This is a genomic window from Pseudomonas sp. BF-R-24 (genome assembly GCF_019947335.1).
Lineage (GTDB): Bacteria > Pseudomonadota > Gammaproteobacteria > Pseudomonadales > Pseudomonadaceae > Aquipseudomonas > Aquipseudomonas jessenii.
Genome location: NZ_JAGYGG010000013.1, coordinates 93,727 through 111,458, shown reverse-complemented (window position 1 = coordinate 111,458; position 17,732 = coordinate 93,727). Strand labels below are relative to the sequence as shown.

Here is a 17,732-nt window from a genome sequence, read left to right as displayed (position 1 = left end):
ACGCAGCAGGAGAGCTCCCCCATGCGCAACGAATCAATTCGCTACCTGATTGTGCCGGGCTGGCAAGGATCGCCAGAAGATCATTGGCAAAGCCACTGGCAGAACAGCCTGCCGAATAGCGCACGGGTGGAACAGGCTGACTGGTTGACGCCGCGCCGTGAAGACTGGGTCGCGGCGCTGGCCGAGGCGATTGCCGCCGACAGCACGCCGGTGATTCTCATTGCCCACAGCCTGGGTTGCATCACCGTCGCCCATTGGGCCGCGAGTGCCCCCGTGCAGTTTTTGCGTCAAGTGCGCGGCGCCTTGCTCGTCGCACCGGCAGATGTCGAACGCCCGGCTTGCGCGCCGGCGTTGCGCAACTTCGCACCGATACCGACGGATCTGCTGCCGTTCCCCAGCCAGGTTGTCAGCTCCGACAACGACAGCGCCGTCAGTGCACCGCGGGCCCTGGAGCTGGCGCGTAACTGGGGCGCCGAGGCGGGGATTCTGGCGGGGGCAGGGCACATCAACGTGAAGTCCGGTCACCAGCGTTGGGAGCAAGGTTTTGCCTACCTCTATCGACTGCAAAACCGCATGGAACACCACGCCCTGCGCCGCGCTTGAACACTTTCTTTATTTAACGCCCCCGTCTCCCGGCGGTTTTGGGCGGGAGTCTGCCATGAGCTTTGAAACCTTCGGCCAGCCGCTGCTGACCTTTCCCGATGCGGAAAAAAGTCCCCTGAGCATCCGCGCCAAGGCGCTGGTGTTTGTCGATTCACGTTCACGACAATTACGTGAAGACCTTGAGCAACTGGCCACGCGTTCAGTGTCAGTGCTTATCCGTGGCGAAACCGGCACCGGCAAGGAGTTGCTGGCCCGCCATATCCACCGCGCCAGTGATCGCGGCGGGTTGTTCGTGTCGGTCAATTGCGGCGCCATCAGCCCGACCTACGCCGACGCCGAATTGTTCGGCTATGCGGCGGGCAGCTACAGCGGCTCGGCGAGCAGCCGCGCCGGGTGGTTCGGTTCGGCCAATGGCGGCACGCTGTACCTGGACGAAATCGGCGACCTGCCGCTGCCGATCCAGACCAAATTGCTCGCTGCCCTGGAGAACCACGAAGTCACCCGCGTCGGAGCCCATCAGCCGAGCCCGGTGGATGTGCGTCTGGTGGCGGCCACCAGCATCGATCTGGCCCAGGCGGTTGCCGCCGGAAAATTCCATGAACGCCTTTATCACTACCTCAGCGAAGGCCAACTCGAACTGCCGGCACTGCGCGAACGCACAGGTGACATCCTGCCGCTGGCCGAATACTTCCTCGGTATCTACAGCCAGCGTCTCGACTTGCCAGTGCCGTTGATCAGCGAAGCGGCGCAGCTTGTGCTGGAACGGCACAGTTGGCCGGGCAATACCCGGGAACTGGAAAACGTCATCCACTTTGCGCTGTTGGTGAGTACCGGCGAAGAGATCTTGCCGGAGCATTTGAATTTGCCTGATGAAGGTCTGGGACAGATCGAAAAGCAGCTCAAGCAGATTCTTGGCAACGGTTCCGACGCCGAAAAAGACGCCTTGAAACAAATGCTTAAAGGCACCGGCCTCCTGTAGGAGCGAGCCTGCTCGCGATGGTCGTCAATGATGACGCGGGTTTCCTGAATGCCCGCGTTGTCCTGGCGACCATCGCGAGCAAGCTCGCTCTTACAGCTGTATGAACAAAATGGAATATGAAGCTGAATAAACGTTATTGTTCGGGAATAAAAAATCCCGGTATTGTCCGCTTCACGCCAGCGATAGCACTTCACTGGCACTCTCATGTTCAAGCCGTCGCCACAAGCGACTGTGATTCTCGATAAGGACACTGCATGAAAAAGGTTCTGTTGTTCACCGCACTGGCGGCTGCCCTGACCGCGGGCCTGGCCCAGGCTGGCGAGAAACTGGTGGTTGCCGCGACCCCGGTTCCACACGCCGAGATTCTCGAGCTGATCAAGCCAACCCTCGCCAAAGAAGGCGTGGACCTGGAAATCAAAGTCTTCACCGACTATGTTCAGCCGAACGTGCAGGTCGATCAGAAGCGTCTGGACGCCAACTACTTCCAGACCCTGCCGTACCTGAAGAGCTTCAACGAAGGCAAAGGCACTCACCTGGAAACCGTGATCGGTGTTCACGTTGAACCCTTCGGCGGCTACTCGAAGAAAGTCAAAACCCTGGCTGAGCTGAAAGACGGCGCGACCATCGCCATCCCGAACGAAGGCAGCAACAGCGGCCGTGCCCTGATCCTGCTGCAGAAGGCTGGCCTGATCGAGTTGAAAGACCCGAAAAACGCCCTGGCCACGCCGAAAGACATTGCCAAGAACCCGCACAACTTCAAGTTCAAGGAGCTTGAGTCCGCGATGTTGCCGCGCGTGCTGGATCAGGTCGATCTGGACATGATCAACACCAACTACGCGCTGGAAGCGGGTCTGAACCCGGCTAAAGACGCCCTGGTGATCGAGGGTGCCGATTCGCCTTATGTGAACTTCCTGGTGGCTCGTCCGGACAACAAGGACAGCGTTGCCATCCAGAAACTGGCCAAGGCCCTGACCAGCCCGGAAGTGAAAGCCTTCATCGAGAAGAAGTACAGCGGCGCGGTACTGCCTGCGTTCTGATTCGCGAAGCAAACCCCTTCAAGGTTTCAAACGCCGACGGCTGATTTAGCGTCGGCGTTTTTTTATTGGGCGATGAATTGCTCAGGCCGGCGTGGCCTTCAAGGCCCTGCGCAACGCCATCAAGAGTTTCAGAATGTCCTGCGGATCCAGCCGTTGCGGCGGTTGTACGTCTGCCATGTTCTCGTCCTTGTGAGGTTTTGGCCGGGATTCTGGCCAAAAGTGGTTCGTCCTTGGAGAGGCGTTTCGAAAAAAGATCCTTCCTACGGCGTAATGGAAAGTAGCTGTCCTCTCTTGCCTGGGCAAACCCGGGCGACAGTTTTCTCCCGGCACTAACAGTTCTGCTAGGTGTCGGCGCATTCAAGCGGGTGCAAACTGCTTCCTTCGCCGGGAGTTGACCCTCATGAGCCCAACGACTCGCCCCCTCAATCGCTACCGCTATGATGCTCTGGATCGGCTGGTCGAACTGGAGCCGTTGGAGCTGGAAAAATTGACCCGGTTCTACCGCGGCGAACACCTGGTGACGCAACTGAAAGGGCAGGATGCGTACAGCGTGCTTCAACACGACAGGCAACTGCTGGCAGTGCAATCGTCGGACGGTGCCGAGCGCAACAGCCTGTTGCTGGTCACTGATCAGCAACGCTCGGTATTGCAGATGACCGGCCCCGACGCAGGTGTGCGTCAGGTCTACGCGCCCTACGGTCATCGGCGGGTCGAGAATGGTCCCGGTGGTTTGCTCGGATTCACCGGCGAAGTGGTCGATCCGGCCACCGGCCATTATCTGCTGGGTAACGGGCATCGGGCGTTCAACCCGGTGCTGATGCGCTTCAACAGACCGGACAGCTTGAGCCCGTTTGGCCGGGGCGGACTGAATGCGTATGCGTATTGCCTGGGGGACCCGGTGAATTTCAGTGACCCGACGGGGCAGTTTGCCAGGTTGATCACGAGCCTGTTCAGCGTGGCCAATGCTCGAATTACCATGTCGCCCGCCATTCCCTTCAAGTTGGCCAAGGATGCTTTGCAATGGGGGGCAGCAGGTCGGTTACCCTACAAATACACCCTCGGTGCAGCAGGCTCGACTGTGGCGGGAGTGGCGACGATGGCTTCAGCGCTGACGGGCGTTGCCGGTGCTGTGGCGGGTATTACCGGGGACTCTGAGTCAGCTAAAACTCTCGGGTTTATTGCATTAGGATTAGCGGGGCTTACGGTGGTTTCGAGAGCGACTGTTTACTGGGCTGCGCGTGATCCCAAGACTGTCCCTGCCTTGAAGAGATTTGTGGAACGTCGCAAGCGTCCGGTCGCTCTGTCTTTACCTGCTGCACAACCACCAGATTTCCCGATTCCTTCAGCTCCTCCTCTGAGTCCCGGTACACCTCAACCATCGGCACCCTTACCGACTCCAAGACCAGTGGGCTTCGAGGGTTTTGGGTTTCCCGCCATTACAGGTCGTACAGTCAATTTTTTGAATGCCCAACTCAACAGACAGCCTGACATCTTCAGGAATGCCAAATATATCCGTCGTCACTCCCTATAGGGCGGAGCCGGAGTGACGGTGATTCACTCCGGCCAGTACCACGCCGGCTCATCCAGCATCCGCTGCCCGACAATCCCGGTCTGTCCGAGATTCTTCTCCAGCACGATGCAATTGCACTCCGGGTCCTCCTGCAACGCCGAAATCAAACGTCGGGCGTGGGACACCACCCACACCTGACACTGCTCGGACGCGCGGATGATCAAGCGCGCCAGCGCCGGCAGCAGATCCGGGTGCAGGCTGGTTTCCGGTTCGTTCAGCACCATCAGCGTCGGCGGGCGTGGCGTCAGCAGCGCTGCGACCAACAGCAGGTAACGCAACGTTCCGTCCGACAACTCGGCGGCCGACAGCGGCCGCAACAAACCTTCCTGAAAGAACTCGATGGCGAAGCGCCCACCCGGCAGAGGTTCGATGTTCAGTCGTGCGCCGGGGAAGGCGTCGCTGATCGCCGCCCGCAAGGCCTCGGGGTTGCCAATTTCGATGATCGTCTGCAAGGCCGCCGCCAGATCGCGTCCGTCGTGGTGCAGCACCGGCGTGCGGGTGCCCAGTTGCGGTTGCCGCGCCGGGGCGTCGGCATCGCTGCGAAAGTGATCGTAAAAGCGCCAGCGGCGAATGGACTCGCGCATCTCCAGCACTTCCGGCGAACTGCGCAGGCTGCCGACCTGATCGAACAGGCTGTCGAAAGTCGGCGTGTGCTGCGCCAATACATCCCACTTTCGATCGGCGCGGGCACGGATCATCGGGCCGTCACGATCGACCAGCAGACTGGCCGGGCGATAGAACGCTCCGGCCCACAGGCATTCGCGTTTGATCTGCGGGTCGAGGCTGAAATAAGACGGTATCGGCGTGCTGTGTCCGGGCAGCATGAAATGGCCGTTGGAATCGGGCAGGCCGAGGCTGATCGAGTAGCCGAAATCCTCTCCCGCAAACCCCAGGCGCAGGCGTTTGACGCCCTGGCGCACGGTGGGCTCGATGGCGACTTCGCCAGTGCGCATGCGCCGGGAGATGGTTTCCGGGCCGGCCCAGAAGGTCGAATCCAGGCCACCTTCACGGGCCAGGGCATTGACCACCCCGCCGTGGGCGGTTTCCGCCAGCAGGCGCAGCGCACGGTACAGGTTGGACTTGCCGCTGCCGTTGGGGCCGGTGATCAGATTCAGCCGTCCCAGCGGGATCACCAGTTTGTTGATCGAGCGGTAATTGGCCACCGCGAGGGTCTTGAGCATTTGGGTTCCTGATGGGGGATCGACCGGGGCTCATTGTCAGGCATGCACAGGCGTCTATGGCAAGTGTTTCAGGGCTGAAAGAGTTTGAGCTTTTTCTTCATAAGACGCTCGTGCAAGGTTCCAATCCTGTTCTAAGCTCTCTGTCGAGTTGTACATGGAAAAGGCCAAGGAGTTTGCATGGTGGTTCCCGGATTTAAAGTAGTCATGGCCTTGAGTGTCGTCACCCTGCTGACGGCTTGCGACGAGAAAAAACCCGTGCAGGAATACCTGCCACGGGTGTTCGTGCAAGTCGTCAAGCCGGCCGATTACGCGGTCCCGGTTACCCTCACCGGTGATATCCAGGCCCGGGTACAGACGGAGCTGTCTTTCCGCGTGGGTGGCAAGATCATCCAGCGCTCGGTCGACGTCGGTGATCGAGTGACCGCCAAGCAAGTGCTGGCCCGGCTCGACCCCAAGGATTTGCAGACCAATGTCGATTCGGCCCAGGCGCAAGTCGTCGCCGAACAGGCGCGGGTGACGCAAAGTGCGGCGGCGTTCGTGCGTCAGCAAAAATTGCTGCCCAAGGGTTACACCAGCCAGAGCGAATACGACTCGGCCCAGGCAACCTTGCACAGCAGCCAGAGCGCCCTGAGCGCTGCCAAGGCGCAGTTGGCCAATGCCAAGGATCAATTGAGCTATACGGCGCTGATCGCCGATGCACCGGGGATCATTACCGAGCGCCAGGCGGAAGTCGGCCAGGTGGTGCAGGCGACGATGCCGATCTTCAGCCTGGCCCGTGACGGCGACCGGGATGCGGTGTTCAACGTCTACGAATCGCTGCTGGCCGAGAAGCCGAGAGATCACACCATTGTCCTCAGCCTGGTCGATAACCCTGCGATCAAAACCACTGGCACCGTACGCGAAATCACCCCGGCGGTGTCGGCGCAATCCGGAACCGTGCAGGTCAAGGTCGGCCTCGACAAACTGCCCGACGGCATGCAGTTGGGTTCGGTGGTGAGTGCCACGGCCAGCGGATCGGGCAAGTCGGTCATCGAGTTGCCGTGGTCGGCGCTGACCAAAAACATCAGTGCCCCCGCTGTCTGGATTGTCGACGACAAGGGCAAGGCCCAATTGCATTCAGTCACGGTCGGCCGCTACCTGACCGGCAAGGTCATCATCAGCGGCGGGTTGAAGGACGGGGACAAAGTCATCATCGCCGGCGGACAACTCTTACACCCGGACATGGAAGTCGAAATTGCCGAAAACACTTACAAGGATCTGACGTGGGGAGCCAAGCCATGAAGCCTTTATGGGCGTTGTCCATCGGGCTGGTGCTGAGCGCCTGTTCCAAAAACGAACCGCCGCCGGCGCCGGTACGGCCGGTGTTGTCGATCAAGGTCCAGACCTTGAGCGAAGAGGACTTGGGCCGCTTCGCCGGTAGCATCCAGGCGCGCTATGAAAGCAATACCGGCTTCCGCGTGGACGGGCGAATCGCCAGCCGTAACGTCGATGTCGGCGCCGAGGTGGAGAAGGGTACGCTGCTCGCCACCCTCGACCCTTCCGACCAGCAGAACCAATTGCGTTCGGCCCAGGGCGACCTGTCGAAAATCCAGGCGCAACTGATCAATGCCAAGGCCAGTGCCCTGCGCCAGCAAGCCTTGTTTGATCGTGGGGTCGGCGCGCAAGCGCAACTCGACGAGGCCAACACGGACCTCAAAACCACCCAGGCCTCCCTCGATCAGGCCCGGGCGGCCGTTAACCAGAGCAAGGACCAACTGGGCTACACCGAGCTGCGCGCCGACCATAAAGCCGTGGTCACCCAGTGGAGCGCCGAGGCCGGGCAAGTGGTAACGGCCGGTCAGCAAGTGGTGACTCTGGCGCAACCGGACATCAAGGAAGCGGTGATCGACCTGCCCGATACCCTGGTCGATCAACTGCCCAGCGATGTGGTGTTTCTGGTCGCTGCGCAGCTGGATCCGAGCATCAACACCACCGCCATCATCCGTGAAATCGAACCTCAGGCTCAAAGCGCCACACGCACCCGTCGCGCCCGCTTGAGCCTGGCTGAAACACCAGATGGCTTTCGCCTCGGCACAGCCATCAGCGTCACCCTGAGCTCGGCGATCAAGCCGCGTATCGAGTTGCCTGTCACCGCGCTGCAGGAGGTCGATGGCAAGCCACGCATCTGGGTGATTGATGCACAGAGTAAAACCGTCTCCCCCCGTGACATCACCGTGATCAGCCGTACCGATAGCACCGTGGTGCTGGCTGGCGGCGTGAAGAACGGCGAGCGGGTGGTCAGTGCCGGTGTGAACAGCCTCAAGCCGGGGCAACAAGTGAAAATCGACGAGGACAGTCAATGAAAGGGCCTTTCAACCTCTCGGAATGGGCCCTCAAGCATCAGTCGTTCATCTGGTATCTGATGTTCGTCGCGTTGTTGATGGGTGTGTTCTCGTATTTCAACCTGGGGCGCGAAGAAGACCCTTCGTTCACCATCAAGACCATGGTGATCCAGAGCAAATGGCCGGGGGCGACCCAGGAGGAAACCCTCGAACAGATCACTGACCGGATCGAGAAGAAGCTCGAGGAGCTCGACTCCCTCGACTATGTGAAAAGCTACACGCGCCCCGGCGAATCGACGGTGTACGTGAACCTGCGCGACACCACCAGTGCCAAGGACATCCCGGAAATCTGGTACCAGGTGCGCAAGAAGATCAACGACATCAAATACCAGTTCCCGCAAGGCATACAGGGGCCGTCGTTCAACGACGAGTTCGGTGACGTCTTCGGGTCGATCTACGCCTTCACCGCCGACGGCCTGACCATGCGTCAGTTGCGCGACTACGTGGAACAGGCCCGCATGGAAATTCGCGGCGTGCCGGGGCTGGGCAAGATCGAAATGGTCGGCCAGCAGGACGAAGTGCTGTACCTGAACTTCTCCACGCGCAAACTCGCTGCGCTGGGCATCGATCAGCGTCAGGTGGTGCAGAGCCTGCAAACCCAGAACTCCGTGACCCCGGCGGGTGTCATCGAGGCCGGGCCGGAGCGGATTTCGGTGCGTACTTCGGGGCAGTTCGCTTCGGAGAAAGACCTGGCCGAGGTCAACCTCAAGCTCAATGACCGCTTCTATCGTCTGGCCGACATTGCCGAAATCAGCCGCGGCTACGTCGATCCGGCCTCGCCGGAATTCCGCTTCAACGGCAAACCGGCCATCGGCCTGGCGATTGCCATGCAGAAGGGTGGTAACGTCCAGGCGTTCGGCAAGGCCCTGCACACCCGTATCGACGAGTTGACCGCCGACCTGCCGGTCGGTGTCGGCATTGACAACGTCTCCGACCAGGCCGTGGTGGTGGAGGAGGCCGTTGGCGGCTTTACCAGCGCGTTGTTCGAGGCCGTGGTGATCGTACTGTTGGTCAGCTTCGTCAGCCTTGGCGTGCGCGCCGGGCTGGTGGTGGCGTGCTCGATCCCGCTGGTGCTGGCGATGGTGTTCGTGTTCATGGAATACAGCGGCATCACCATGCAGCGGATTTCCCTCGGTGCACTGATCATCGCCCTCGGCCTGCTGGTGGACGATGCGATGATCACCGTGGAAATGATGGTTACGCGTCTGGAGTTGGGTGAGACCAAGGAGCAGGCGGCGACCTTCGCCTACACCTCCACGGCGTTCCCGATGCTCACCGGTACGCTGGTGACGGTGGCGGGCTTCGTGCCGATCGGCTTGAACGCCAGCTCGGCCGGTGAATACACCTACACCCTGTTTGCGGTGATTGCCTGCGCGATGCTGGTGTCGTGGGTGGTGGCGGTATTGTTTGCGCCGGTGATCGGCGTGCACATTCTCAGTACCAACGTGAAACCCCATGAAGGCGAACCCGGGCGTATCGGCAAGGCGTTCAACGGCGGGCTGCTGTGGTGCATGCGCAATCGCTGGTGGGCCATTGGCATCACCGTACTGTGCTTTGTACTGGCGGTGTTCAGCATGCGCTACGTGCAGAACCAGTTCTTCCCGTCTTCGGATCGGCCGGAAATCCTGGTGGACCTGAACCTGCCGCAAAACGCCTCGATCGACGAAACCCGCCGGGCCGTCGATCGCCTTGAAGCCACGCTCAAGGACGATCCGGACATCGTGCGCTGGAGCACCTACGTCGGCCAGGGTGCCATCCGCTTCTATCTGCCACTGGACCAGCAACTGCAAAACCCGTTCTACGCGCAGTTGGTGATCGTCAGCAAAGGCCATACCCGTGAAGCCATGATGCAGAAGCTTCGCGAGCGCTTGCGCAACGACTTCGTTGGCATCGGCAGTTATGTCCAGGCACTGGAAATGGGCCCGCCGGTAGGGCGTCCGATCCAGTACCGGGTCAGCGGCAAAGACGTCGACCAAGTGCGCCGACATGCCATCGACCTGGCCACTGAGCTGGACAAGAACCCGCACATTGGCGAGATCATCTACGACTGGAACGAACCGGGCAAAGTGCTGCGGATCGACATTGCCCAGGACAAGGCGCGGCAGTTGGGGTTGTCTTCGGAGGATGTGGCCAACCTGATGAACGGCATCGTCAGCGGCCAGTCGGTGACCCAGGTCGATGACGACATTTACCTGATCAACGTGGTCGGTCGCGCGGTGGATTCCGAACGCGGTACGCCGGAAACCCTGCAGAACCTGCAAATCGTCACGCCAAGCGGCACGTCGATACCGCTGCTGGCGTTCGCCACGGTGCGCTACGAACTGGAGCAGCCGCTGGTGTGGCGTCGCGATCGCCTGCCGACCATCACCATCAAGGCGGCGATACGCGACGAGATCCAGCCGACGGACCTGGTGAAAATTCTCAAGCCGTCCATCGACGATTTCGCTGCCAAATTGCCGGCGGGCTACAAGGTCGCCACCGGTGGTACGGTGGAGGAAAGCGGCAAGGCCCAGGGACCGATTGCCAAGGTTGTGCCGCTGATGCTGTTCTTGATGGCGACCTTCCTGATGATCCAGCTGCACAGCGTGCAGAAGCTGTTCCTGGTGGCCAGCGTTGCGCCGCTGGGGCTGATCGGCGTGGTGATCGCGCTGGTGCCGACAGGCACGCCCATGGGCTTCGTGGCGATCCTCGGGATTCTGGCGCTGATCGGTATCATCATTCGCAACTCGGTGATCCTGGTGACCCAGATCGAGGAATACGAGCTGAAGGGTTATGCACCGTGGGATGCAGTGGTGCAGGCCACCGAACATCGGCGCCGGCCGATCCTGCTAACCGCGGCGGCGGCGAGCATGGGGATGATCCCGATTGCCCGGGAAGTGTTCTGGGGGCCGATGGCCTACGCGATGATCGGCGGGATCGTCATCGCCACCTTGCTGACGCTGCTGTTTTTGCCGGCGCTGTATGTGGCCTGGTACAAGATTCGCGAGCCGAAGAAAGACGCTGTTTAAAAAGCGAGCGCTTCGCGCTCATCGCGAGCAAGCTCGCTCCCACAGGTTGACCGCAATCCACTGTGGGAGCGAGCTTGCTCGCGATGGCGTCCGAATGGGCTACACAGCTTTACGCCAGACACTCGCCAACCAGGGCTGCTGCTCCCGCGGCAGCCCTGTCGGTCGGTAGTAATGCTCCAGCTCCACAAACCCCGCCTCGATCAACAAATGCTGCCAGGCCGCCAGGTCGTGATACGACCCATAACGCGGCCCGTTCCAGCCTTCCTGATTCTCGCCACGGGGATTGGAACTGAACAACACCCCACCCGGTTTCAGCGCTCCCCACAACTGCTTCAACACCCGTGGTAATTCCTGGCGCGGAACATGAAACAACGCCGCATTGGCAAAGATCCCGTCGAAGCGTTCGGCCGGCAGATCGAGCTTCAGGAAATCCTGCTGCCAGACCTCGCAACCACTGTCCTCACGGGCCATCTGCGCGAGTTTTTCCGAACCGTCGAGGCCGACAGCCCTGTGGCCCATGCGGGTGAAGGTTTGCAAATCCCGACCCGGCCCGCAGCCGAAATCGAGAATGTCGAAAGGCGCATCGCCCTGAATGTGCCGCAGCAGGGCATCGATGTTCTGGCTGACGTCGTGATCGCGGGTGCCTTCACGGAAGCTTTCGGCCACCGTGTTGTAGTGGCCGAGAGTGGTGGAGGTGATCTGCTCAAGATCGATGGGCGTCTGTTTCATGTCGGCTGCGCAGGCAAGTGGGATGGGTCGAATATACGCCATCATGCCGGGGGCTGCTTCGCAGCCCATCGCGAGCAAGCTCGCTCCCACAATGATTCGCGCCGTGCACAAATTTGGTCTGCACTGAGGATCAACTGTGGGAGCGAGCTTGCTCGCGATGGCGTTGGTACTGGCAACAGATGGTTCAGCCCTTTTTCATCCCCAAACATTCAATGGAGTGATCAACCATCGCCTTGGCAATCTCCAGCAAATGCCAGATCGAGTACACCATCGCACGATCAGCCCCCTTGAGTTGATCGCCACATTGGTACGCATTGACCGAAGCACAGCGCAGCAGATCGGCAACATAAAGCTGAGTGTCTTCAAAGCTCACGTCTTTGCTGACGTTGTAGAAGCGCAGTTCATCGGGTCGGGTGGGTTGATCGCCGGTCAGGTAAAAATCAATCGCACGGTAGAGCGCTGATCGATCCCTGGTTTCGTCGGTGGATGTTTCCGGAGGTGGATCGGGTACGGATTTTTCCATGAGTGTCACTCCTATTGCTGCATGGGAGCCATCACTTATCGCCTACTAAACGATTGGGTGGCGGCTGTACGCAGGTTAGTAGGCCGGTCAATAGGAAAACCGGTGCACCCGAAGATGCCCCACGCACAGCCACCATATTCTGCATGCGGCAAAATTTGCCGGACATGAGCATGGAATCGCTATGCGCCTATTGTTCCGGGCTACTAAACCCGATCACTGATGAGCAGTGACGGACCGAGACTAGCCACCGGATTTGGCAGGCGCAAGCGAGCGAAATGATCTAGGAAACTTCCTGCAAAGGAAAGGGAACGGGCCTTCGGAAACGCTGATTTCTTTGTACGAAATATCGCCAGAATCGCCACTCATGTAGGAGCGAGCTTGCTCGCGAAAAACCTGAGGGCGCCACGGGGAATCTGGTTTCCCGCGTTATCGTTGACCTCCATCGCGAGCAGGCTCGCTCCTACAGGGCTACCGCTTGTTGAGGCCCCGCGCCAACCGATCCCCACCGAGCTGAATCACCGCCACCAACGCCACCAGCAACACAATCACCGTCAACATGATCTGGCTATCAAACCGCTGATACCCATACCGATAGGCAATGTCCCCCAGTCCACCGGCGCCAATCGCCCCGGCCATGGCCGAGGAGTTGATCATCGTCACCAGGGTGATGGTGAACCCGCCAACAATCCCCGGCAGCGCTTCCGGCAACAACACATGCCAGACGATGTGCCAGCGCCGGCAGCCCATGGCTTGCGCCGCTTCGACCAAGCCGTGGTCGACCTCGCGCAAGCTGACTTCGGCAATGCGCGCAAAGAAAGGCGTAGCGGCGATGGTCAACGGCACCACCGCGGCCCACACGCCGTAAGTGGTGCCGACGATGAGCCGGGTGAACGGAATCAAAGCGACCATCAGGATCAGGAAAGGCACCGAGCGGAACAAGTTCACGAATGCGCCCAAAGCGCGGTTCAGCGCTGGCGCTTCGTAGATGCCGCCCTTGGAACTGGTGACCAGGATCACTGCCAGCGGAATGCCCGCCAACAGCGCGATCAATGACGACACGCCGACCATCAGGAAGGTGTCGATAAAGCCCTGCAGCAGGCGATCAAACCACATAACCCAGTACCTCCACCTGTTGCGCCCAATGAGAGGCGCGCTGACACAACTCCTCGGCATCGAGGGACGAGCCGGTCACCGCCAGCAGCAGTTGCCCAAGCGCATGGCCCTGAATCCGTTCCACACCGCCTTGCAACAATCGCACGCGGCCTCCGAGGGCGCTGAACAGTGCCGCCAGGTCCGGTTCGTCGCGTTGGCTGCCGGTGAACTGCAAGCGCAGAACCACAGCGGCGTCGCAGGCACTCGATTGCGCCAACAGACGGCTTTGCAGTTCTTGCGGCAATGCGTGTTGCAACGGCGCCAGCAATGTCTTGCTGACCTCATGTTGTGGATTGCCGAACACTTCCCAGACCGGGCCTTGCTCGACGATTCTCCCGTGCTCCAGCACCACCACCCGATCACAGATTTCACGGATCACCGCCATCTCGTGGGTGATCAGCACAATGGTCAGGCCCAGGCGTTGATTGATCTCGCGCAGCAGTCCGAGAATCGACTGCGTAGTCTCCGGGTCCAGTGCCGAGGTGGCTTCGTCACACAGCAGGATTTGTGGGTCATGCACCAGCGCCCGGGCAATACCCACGCGCTGTTTCTGCCCGCCGGACAACTGCGCCGGGTAAGCCTTGTGTTTGGCCTGCAAACCCACCAGTTCCAGCAGTTCACGGACTTTGCGCTCGCGTTGTTCCTTGGGCACACCAGCGACTTTCAAAGGCAGTTCGACGTTCTGCCAAACGGTCTTGGCCGACATCAGATTGAAGTGCTGGAAGATCATGCCGATGCGCCGTCGCAGCGCCACCAGTCGGTCTTCGTCGAACTCGCCGATGTCCACTTGATCGATCAGTACCCGACCGCTGCTCGGCTGTTCCAGGCGATTGATGGTGCGGATCAGCGACGACTTGCCGGCGCCGCTGCGGCCGATGATGCCGAACACTTCGCCGCGCTGGATCGCCAGGTCGATGCCGTGCAACGCGGCCACCGGTCCTTGCTGGCCGTTGTAGGTTTTACCCAGGCCGATGAAACGTACGTGGGCATGGTTGAGTTCGGGATGCAGCTCAGTGCGCTCTGCGCTTTGCGGCTCTGGAATCTCCAGTCGCCGTTGGATGGCGGCGGTCATGCTCAGCTTTCCCAGCCGGCTTGATAGAGCTTGCCGTGGGCTTTATCCAGCGCGGCGCGCACAGCCGGTGAGTGCTGGTAGATGTCGACGAATTTGATCAGGCGCGGGTCGGTTTTGCTCTTGGGCTGGATCACGAACTGAATCACGTATTCCTTGTGATCGAGGCCGTCGAACAGCAGCGCGGAGCCCGCGTCGAAGGTTTTCGACAAGCGAATGTAGGCCGGGTAGCCCTGCACCAGATCGGCATCGTCATAGGCACGTACCAGTTGCACGGCTTCGACCTGGAGGATCTTGATGTGCTTCGGGTTGGCGATGATGTCTTCTTCGGTGGCCTTGTAGCCGACGCCGGGCTTGAGGGTGATCAGACCGGCCTTGGCCAGCAGCTGCAAGCCACGACCGCTGTTGATCGGATCGTTGGCGATGGCCACGCTGGCGCCTTGGGGCAGTTCGTCGAAGCTTTTGTATTTCTTCGAGTAGAGACCGACGTTGTTGATGATCCCCGGCGCGAACGGCACCAGGTCGAAACCTGATGCTGCCTTGGCGTTTTCCAGGAACGGGATGTGCTGGAAGTAGTTCACGTCGATGTCACCTGAAGCCAGGCTGACGTTCGGTGCGATCCAGTCGGTGAACTCCACCAGTTCGACTTTCAAGCCTTGTTTGCCGGCTTCTTCGACCGCTGCTTCCAGGGGGATGGCGAAGGCGGCGGTAGTGCCGATTTTCAGCGGGGCGTCGGCGGCGAAGGTCACCGAGCTGAACAGGCCGAGGGCCAGGGCCAGTGCTTTGACTGGGTGGGAGAGGTAGTTCTTTTTCATGATGAGTTATCCAGTCAGTGCATTAAATTTGTGGTGTCTGTTCGGGCCTCATCGCGAGCAAGCTCGCTCCCACAGTGGATCTCGGGTGTTCACACAATCCCTGTGGGAGCGAGCTTGCTCGCGATGCTTTTAGCGTCGGTAAGTCGAGCCGGTATGTTGCTCAGGCAGATGCGCCTCTCGCTGAAACAGCTTTTCGCGCAAGGTCCCGTCGTCGTACGCGGTCTTGTAAGAGCCCCGCCGTTGCAACTCGGGGATCACCAGCTCGATGAAGTCCTCATAGCTTTCCGGCGTGACGATGCGGGTCAGGTTGAAGCCATCCAGCCCGGTTTCGGCGATCCACGATTCCAGTTCATCCGCCACTTGCTGCGGTGAACCGACCACGGTGATGTAGCGACCGCCCAGGGCGTGTTGTTCGAGTAATTTGCGTCGGGTCCAGTCGTTGTTTTGCAGGTGTTTGGTGGCGGACTGGATGGCGTTGCTCTTCACGTACTGGATCGGCTCGTCGATTTCGTACTGAGAAAAATCGATCCCGGTGGACGCCGAAAAGTGCGCCACGCCGGCCTCGGCACTGGCGTAGCTCAGGTACTCGGCGTGCTTGGCCCAGGCCAGCTCCTCGGTGGCGCCAACGATCACGTTCAGGCCCATGAACACCTTGATGTCCTCGGGATTGCGCCCGGCTTCGACGGCGCTGGCGCGCACCTTGTCCACCTGCGCCTTGGTCGATGCCTTGGTCTGACCACTGATGAACACGCACTCGGCATGTCGCCCGGCAAACAATAAGCCGCGATCCGAGCTGCCGGCCTGGAACAGCACCGGCGTGCGCTGGGGCGAGGGTTCACACAGGTGATAACCCTCGACCTGATAGAACTCGCCCTTGTGCTCGACCTTGTGCACTTTGTCCGGCTGCGCGTAGATCCGTTGCCGTGGATCGTTGAGCACCGCGCCGTTTTCCCAACTGCCTTCCAGGAGTTTGTAAAGCACCTCCAGGTACTCGTCGGCCTGGTCATAGCGGCGGTCATGCTCGACCTGTTCGCTCAGGCCCATGGCCTTGGCGGCGCTGTCGAGATAGCCGGTGACGATGTTCCAGCCGACCCGCCCACGGCTCAGGTGATCCAGGGTCGACAGGCGGCGGGCGAACAGATACGGCGCTTCGTAGGTGAGGTTGGCGGTCAGGCCGAAACCGAGGTTTTTCGTTACCGCCGCCATGGCCGAAACCAGCAGCAGTGGATCGTTGACCGGCAATTGGATCGACTCTTTCAACGGCACGTCCACCGAGTTCTGGTAGACGTCGTAGACCCCGACGATGTCGGCGATGAACAGGCCGTCGAACAGCCCGCGCTCCAGCAACTGCGCCAGTTCGGTCCAGTACTCGAGGGTGTTGTAGCGGGTTGATGTGTCGCGCGGGTGCGTCCACAAACCGTGGTTGATGTGCCCGATGCAGTTCATGTTGAACGCGTTGAGCAGGATCTTCTTTTTCGCGGCGGTCATCAAATGGTCCCCCGCAGTGGCGGGTTTTCATCGTTGAGGTAGTAATTGCCGACAGCGTGGTACTTCCAGCGCACCGGGTCGTGCAGGGTGTGCACCCGGGCGTTGCGCCAGTGGCGATCCAGGCTGTGTTCAATCAGGGTCGCCTGGCTGCCGGCCAGTTCGAAAAGCGTGCTGCCGGCAGCCAGGGAGATTTCGGTACTGAGGGCGCGGGCTTCGGCGACGGCAATCGAGGCGGCCGCGACGGTCTCGGCCTGCGTGTCGGCCTGGGCTTTGTCGAGGAATTCACCGGCACGTTCCAGCAGCGCCTCGGCGGCGTGCAGGCGAATGCTCAGGTGGCCGAAGCTCTTGAGGGTCAGCGGATCGTCCGTGGCTTTTTCGTGGGTGGCGTCGATCCAGGGCCGGGTTTTCGTGCGCACGAAATGCAGCGCATCTTCATAAGCGGCGCGGGCGATGCCGGTGTCGATGGCGGCATGGAGAATCTGCGCCAGCGGGCCGACCGGAGTCGGGCGCTCGAAAGCGCTTTGAAAGGGGATCACATCTTCGGCTGCGACGTAGACATCTTCGAACACCACCGAACCGCTGCCGGTGGTGCGTTGGCCAAAGCCGCTCCAGTCGTCGATCACGCTCAGGCCCTTGCTGTTGCGTGGGACGAACGCCAGTTGCTGCACGCCGTTTTCATCCACCACCGAGGTGGGAATGCGCTGGGCGTAGATCGCGCCCGTGGCGTAGAACTTGCGACCATTGATGCGATAGCCGCTGGCGTCGCGAGTCAGGCTTGTGACGCGATCATGTGCGGTTTTGGTGCCGAGTTCGGCCAATGCATTGCCGAAGCGTTGACCGGCCAAAACCTCGGCGTACAGGCGTTGCTTCTGCTCGTGGCTGCCGTTCACCCGCAGTACTTCGAGGGCATAGAAATGGTTTTGCGGGATCTGCCCCAGGGAGCCGTCGGCCCGGGCGATCAAGGCGATGACCTTGGCCAGGGTGACGTTGGAAACACCGGCGCCGCCGTATTCCTTTGGCACGCTGATGCCCCACAGGCCCGATCGGGAAAACACTTCCAGTTCCGGGTGTGGCAAGCGGCGCTCGCGGTCGCGTGTGGCGCTGTCGCGTTTGAAGTCTTCGGCAAGGTCGCTGGCGACGATCAGCGCTTGTTCATCGCTGGCGATGACCGCGACGTGGTGAGAACTTGTCATGTGT

Annotated in this window: 15 protein-coding genes; 7 read left to right on the top strand and 8 right to left on the bottom strand. The window is 60.6% G+C overall.

Features of this window, described 5'->3' with window-relative positions:
* Positions 1-21 precede the first annotated feature (21 nt).
* From KGA98_RS13210 to KGA98_RS13195, 4 genes are all read left to right on the top strand, one after another.
* On the top strand, positions 22-603 hold the full coding sequence (locus tag KGA98_RS13210) for an alpha/beta hydrolase (protein WP_008045411.1): 582 nt from the start codon (positions 22-24) through the stop codon (positions 601-603).
* A gap of 55 nt (positions 604-658) precedes the next feature.
* Positions 659-1,582: a sigma 54-interacting transcriptional regulator gene (locus KGA98_RS13205; RefSeq protein WP_223502502.1), complete on the top strand. Its 924-nt coding sequence runs from the start codon at positions 659-661 to the stop codon at positions 1,580-1,582.
* A 254-nt stretch (positions 1,583-1,836) separates the two neighbouring features.
* Entirely contained in the window at positions 1,837-2,619 is a 783-nt protein-coding gene (locus KGA98_RS13200; protein WP_007972924.1) for a MetQ/NlpA family ABC transporter substrate-binding protein, read from the top strand.
* 400 nt (positions 2,620-3,019) lie between these two features.
* The gene (locus tag KGA98_RS13195; protein ID WP_223502501.1) at positions 3,020-4,150 is read left to right on the top strand and encodes an RHS repeat-associated core domain-containing protein; all 1,131 of its coding nucleotides are present in this window, start codon (positions 3,020-3,022) and stop codon (positions 4,148-4,150) included.
* A 23-nt stretch (positions 4,151-4,173) separates the two neighbouring features.
* Here KGA98_RS13195 and KGA98_RS13190 read toward each other — a convergent pair whose 3' ends face one another.
* Positions 4,174-5,370: an AAA family ATPase gene (locus KGA98_RS13190; protein WP_223502500.1), complete on the bottom strand. Its 1,197-nt coding sequence runs from the start codon at positions 5,368-5,370 to the stop codon at positions 4,174-4,176.
* A gap of 177 nt (positions 5,371-5,547) precedes the next feature.
* Between KGA98_RS13190 and KGA98_RS13185 the strand changes: the two genes are divergently transcribed.
* The 3 genes from KGA98_RS13185 to KGA98_RS13175 are packed head-to-tail and all read left to right on the top strand — an operon-like array spanning position 5,548 to position 10,759.
* Positions 5,548-6,651 (top strand): efflux RND transporter periplasmic adaptor subunit, encoded by a 1,104-nt coding sequence (locus tag KGA98_RS13185; protein ID WP_057712492.1) that lies wholly within the window; start codon positions 5,548-5,550, stop codon positions 6,649-6,651.
* Complete coding sequence (locus tag KGA98_RS13180) at positions 6,648-7,712, top strand: efflux RND transporter periplasmic adaptor subunit (protein WP_057712491.1); 1,065 nt, start codon at positions 6,648-6,650, stop codon at positions 7,710-7,712. The genes KGA98_RS13185 and KGA98_RS13180 overlap by 4 nt, the downstream gene beginning before the upstream one ends.
* A complete protein-coding gene (locus tag KGA98_RS13175) occupies positions 7,709-10,759 on the top strand; it encodes an efflux RND transporter permease subunit (RefSeq protein WP_090452473.1) in 3,051 nt (1,016 codons plus the stop codon). Before KGA98_RS13180 ends, KGA98_RS13175 begins: the two co-directional genes overlap by 4 nt.
* A 99-nt stretch (positions 10,760-10,858) precedes the next feature.
* On the opposite strand, the gene KGA98_RS13170 is transcribed toward KGA98_RS13175, so the two are convergent.
* From KGA98_RS13170 to KGA98_RS13140, 7 genes are all read right to left on the bottom strand, one after another.
* Positions 10,859-11,488, bottom strand: coding sequence for a class I SAM-dependent methyltransferase (locus KGA98_RS13170; protein ID WP_223502499.1), 630 nt, complete (start codon positions 11,486-11,488; stop codon positions 10,859-10,861).
* Positions 11,489-11,672: 184 nt separating this feature from the next.
* Positions 11,673-12,011, bottom strand: coding sequence for a DUF6124 family protein (locus KGA98_RS13165; RefSeq protein WP_223502498.1), 339 nt, complete (start codon positions 12,009-12,011; stop codon positions 11,673-11,675).
* Between the two features lie 468 nt (positions 12,012-12,479).
* Positions 12,480-13,124 carry a methionine ABC transporter permease gene (locus tag KGA98_RS13160; protein ID WP_057712488.1) on the bottom strand — a complete coding sequence of 215 codons (645 nt, stop codon included), beginning with the start codon at positions 13,122-13,124 and terminating at the stop codon, positions 12,480-12,482.
* The gene (locus tag KGA98_RS13155; protein WP_057712487.1) at positions 13,114-14,235 is read right to left on the bottom strand and encodes a methionine ABC transporter ATP-binding protein; all 1,122 of its coding nucleotides are present in this window, start codon (positions 14,233-14,235) and stop codon (positions 13,114-13,116) included. Before KGA98_RS13155 ends, KGA98_RS13160 begins: the two co-directional genes overlap by 11 nt.
* A gap of 2 nt (positions 14,236-14,237) precedes the next feature.
* The gene (locus KGA98_RS13150; RefSeq protein WP_223502497.1) at positions 14,238-15,047 is read right to left on the bottom strand and encodes a MetQ/NlpA family ABC transporter substrate-binding protein; all 810 of its coding nucleotides are present in this window, start codon (positions 15,045-15,047) and stop codon (positions 14,238-14,240) included.
* 129 nt (positions 15,048-15,176) lie between these two features.
* On the bottom strand, positions 15,177-16,535 hold the full coding sequence (locus tag KGA98_RS13145) for an LLM class flavin-dependent oxidoreductase (protein ID WP_223502496.1): 1,359 nt from the start codon (positions 16,533-16,535) through the stop codon (positions 15,177-15,179).
* Positions 16,535-17,728: an SfnB family sulfur acquisition oxidoreductase gene (locus KGA98_RS13140; protein ID WP_057712484.1), complete on the bottom strand. Its 1,194-nt coding sequence runs from the start codon at positions 17,726-17,728 to the stop codon at positions 16,535-16,537. Before KGA98_RS13140 ends, KGA98_RS13145 begins: the two co-directional genes overlap by 1 nt.
* Positions 17,729-17,732: the final 4 nt, after the last annotated feature.

Coding starts and splice junctions, on each gene's coding strand:
- KGA98_RS13210 (WP_008045411.1), top strand. CDS start 22: ATGCGCAACGAATCAATTCGCTACCTGATTGTGCCGGGCTGGCAAGGA.
- KGA98_RS13205 (WP_223502502.1), top strand. CDS start 659: ATGAGCTTTGAAACCTTCGGCCAGCCGCTGCTGACCTTTCCCGATGCG.
- KGA98_RS13200 (WP_007972924.1), top strand. CDS start 1,837: ATGAAAAAGGTTCTGTTGTTCACCGCACTGGCGGCTGCCCTGACCGCG.
- KGA98_RS13195 (WP_223502501.1), top strand. CDS start 3,020: ATGAGCCCAACGACTCGCCCCCTCAATCGCTACCGCTATGATGCTCTG.
- KGA98_RS13190 (WP_223502500.1), bottom strand. CDS start 5,370: ATGCTCAAGACCCTCGCGGTGGCCAATTACCGCTCGATCAACAAACTG.
- KGA98_RS13185 (WP_057712492.1), top strand. CDS start 5,548: ATGGTGGTTCCCGGATTTAAAGTAGTCATGGCCTTGAGTGTCGTCACC.
- KGA98_RS13180 (WP_057712491.1), top strand. CDS start 6,648: ATGAAGCCTTTATGGGCGTTGTCCATCGGGCTGGTGCTGAGCGCCTGT.
- KGA98_RS13175 (WP_090452473.1), top strand. CDS start 7,709: ATGAAAGGGCCTTTCAACCTCTCGGAATGGGCCCTCAAGCATCAGTCG.
- KGA98_RS13170 (WP_223502499.1), bottom strand. CDS start 11,488: ATGAAACAGACGCCCATCGATCTTGAGCAGATCACCTCCACCACTCTC.
- KGA98_RS13165 (WP_223502498.1), bottom strand. CDS start 12,011: ATGGAAAAATCCGTACCCGATCCACCTCCGGAAACATCCACCGACGAA.
- KGA98_RS13160 (WP_057712488.1), bottom strand. CDS start 13,124: ATGTGGTTTGATCGCCTGCTGCAGGGCTTTATCGACACCTTCCTGATG.
- KGA98_RS13155 (WP_057712487.1), bottom strand. CDS start 14,235: ATGACCGCCGCCATCCAACGGCGACTGGAGATTCCAGAGCCGCAAAGC.
- KGA98_RS13150 (WP_223502497.1), bottom strand. CDS start 15,047: ATGAAAAAGAACTACCTCTCCCACCCAGTCAAAGCACTGGCCCTGGCC.
- KGA98_RS13145 (WP_223502496.1), bottom strand. CDS start 16,535: ATGACCGCCGCGAAAAAGAAGATCCTGCTCAACGCGTTCAACATGAAC.
- KGA98_RS13140 (WP_057712484.1), bottom strand. CDS start 17,728: ATGACAAGTTCTCACCACGTCGCGGTCATCGCCAGCGATGAACAAGCG.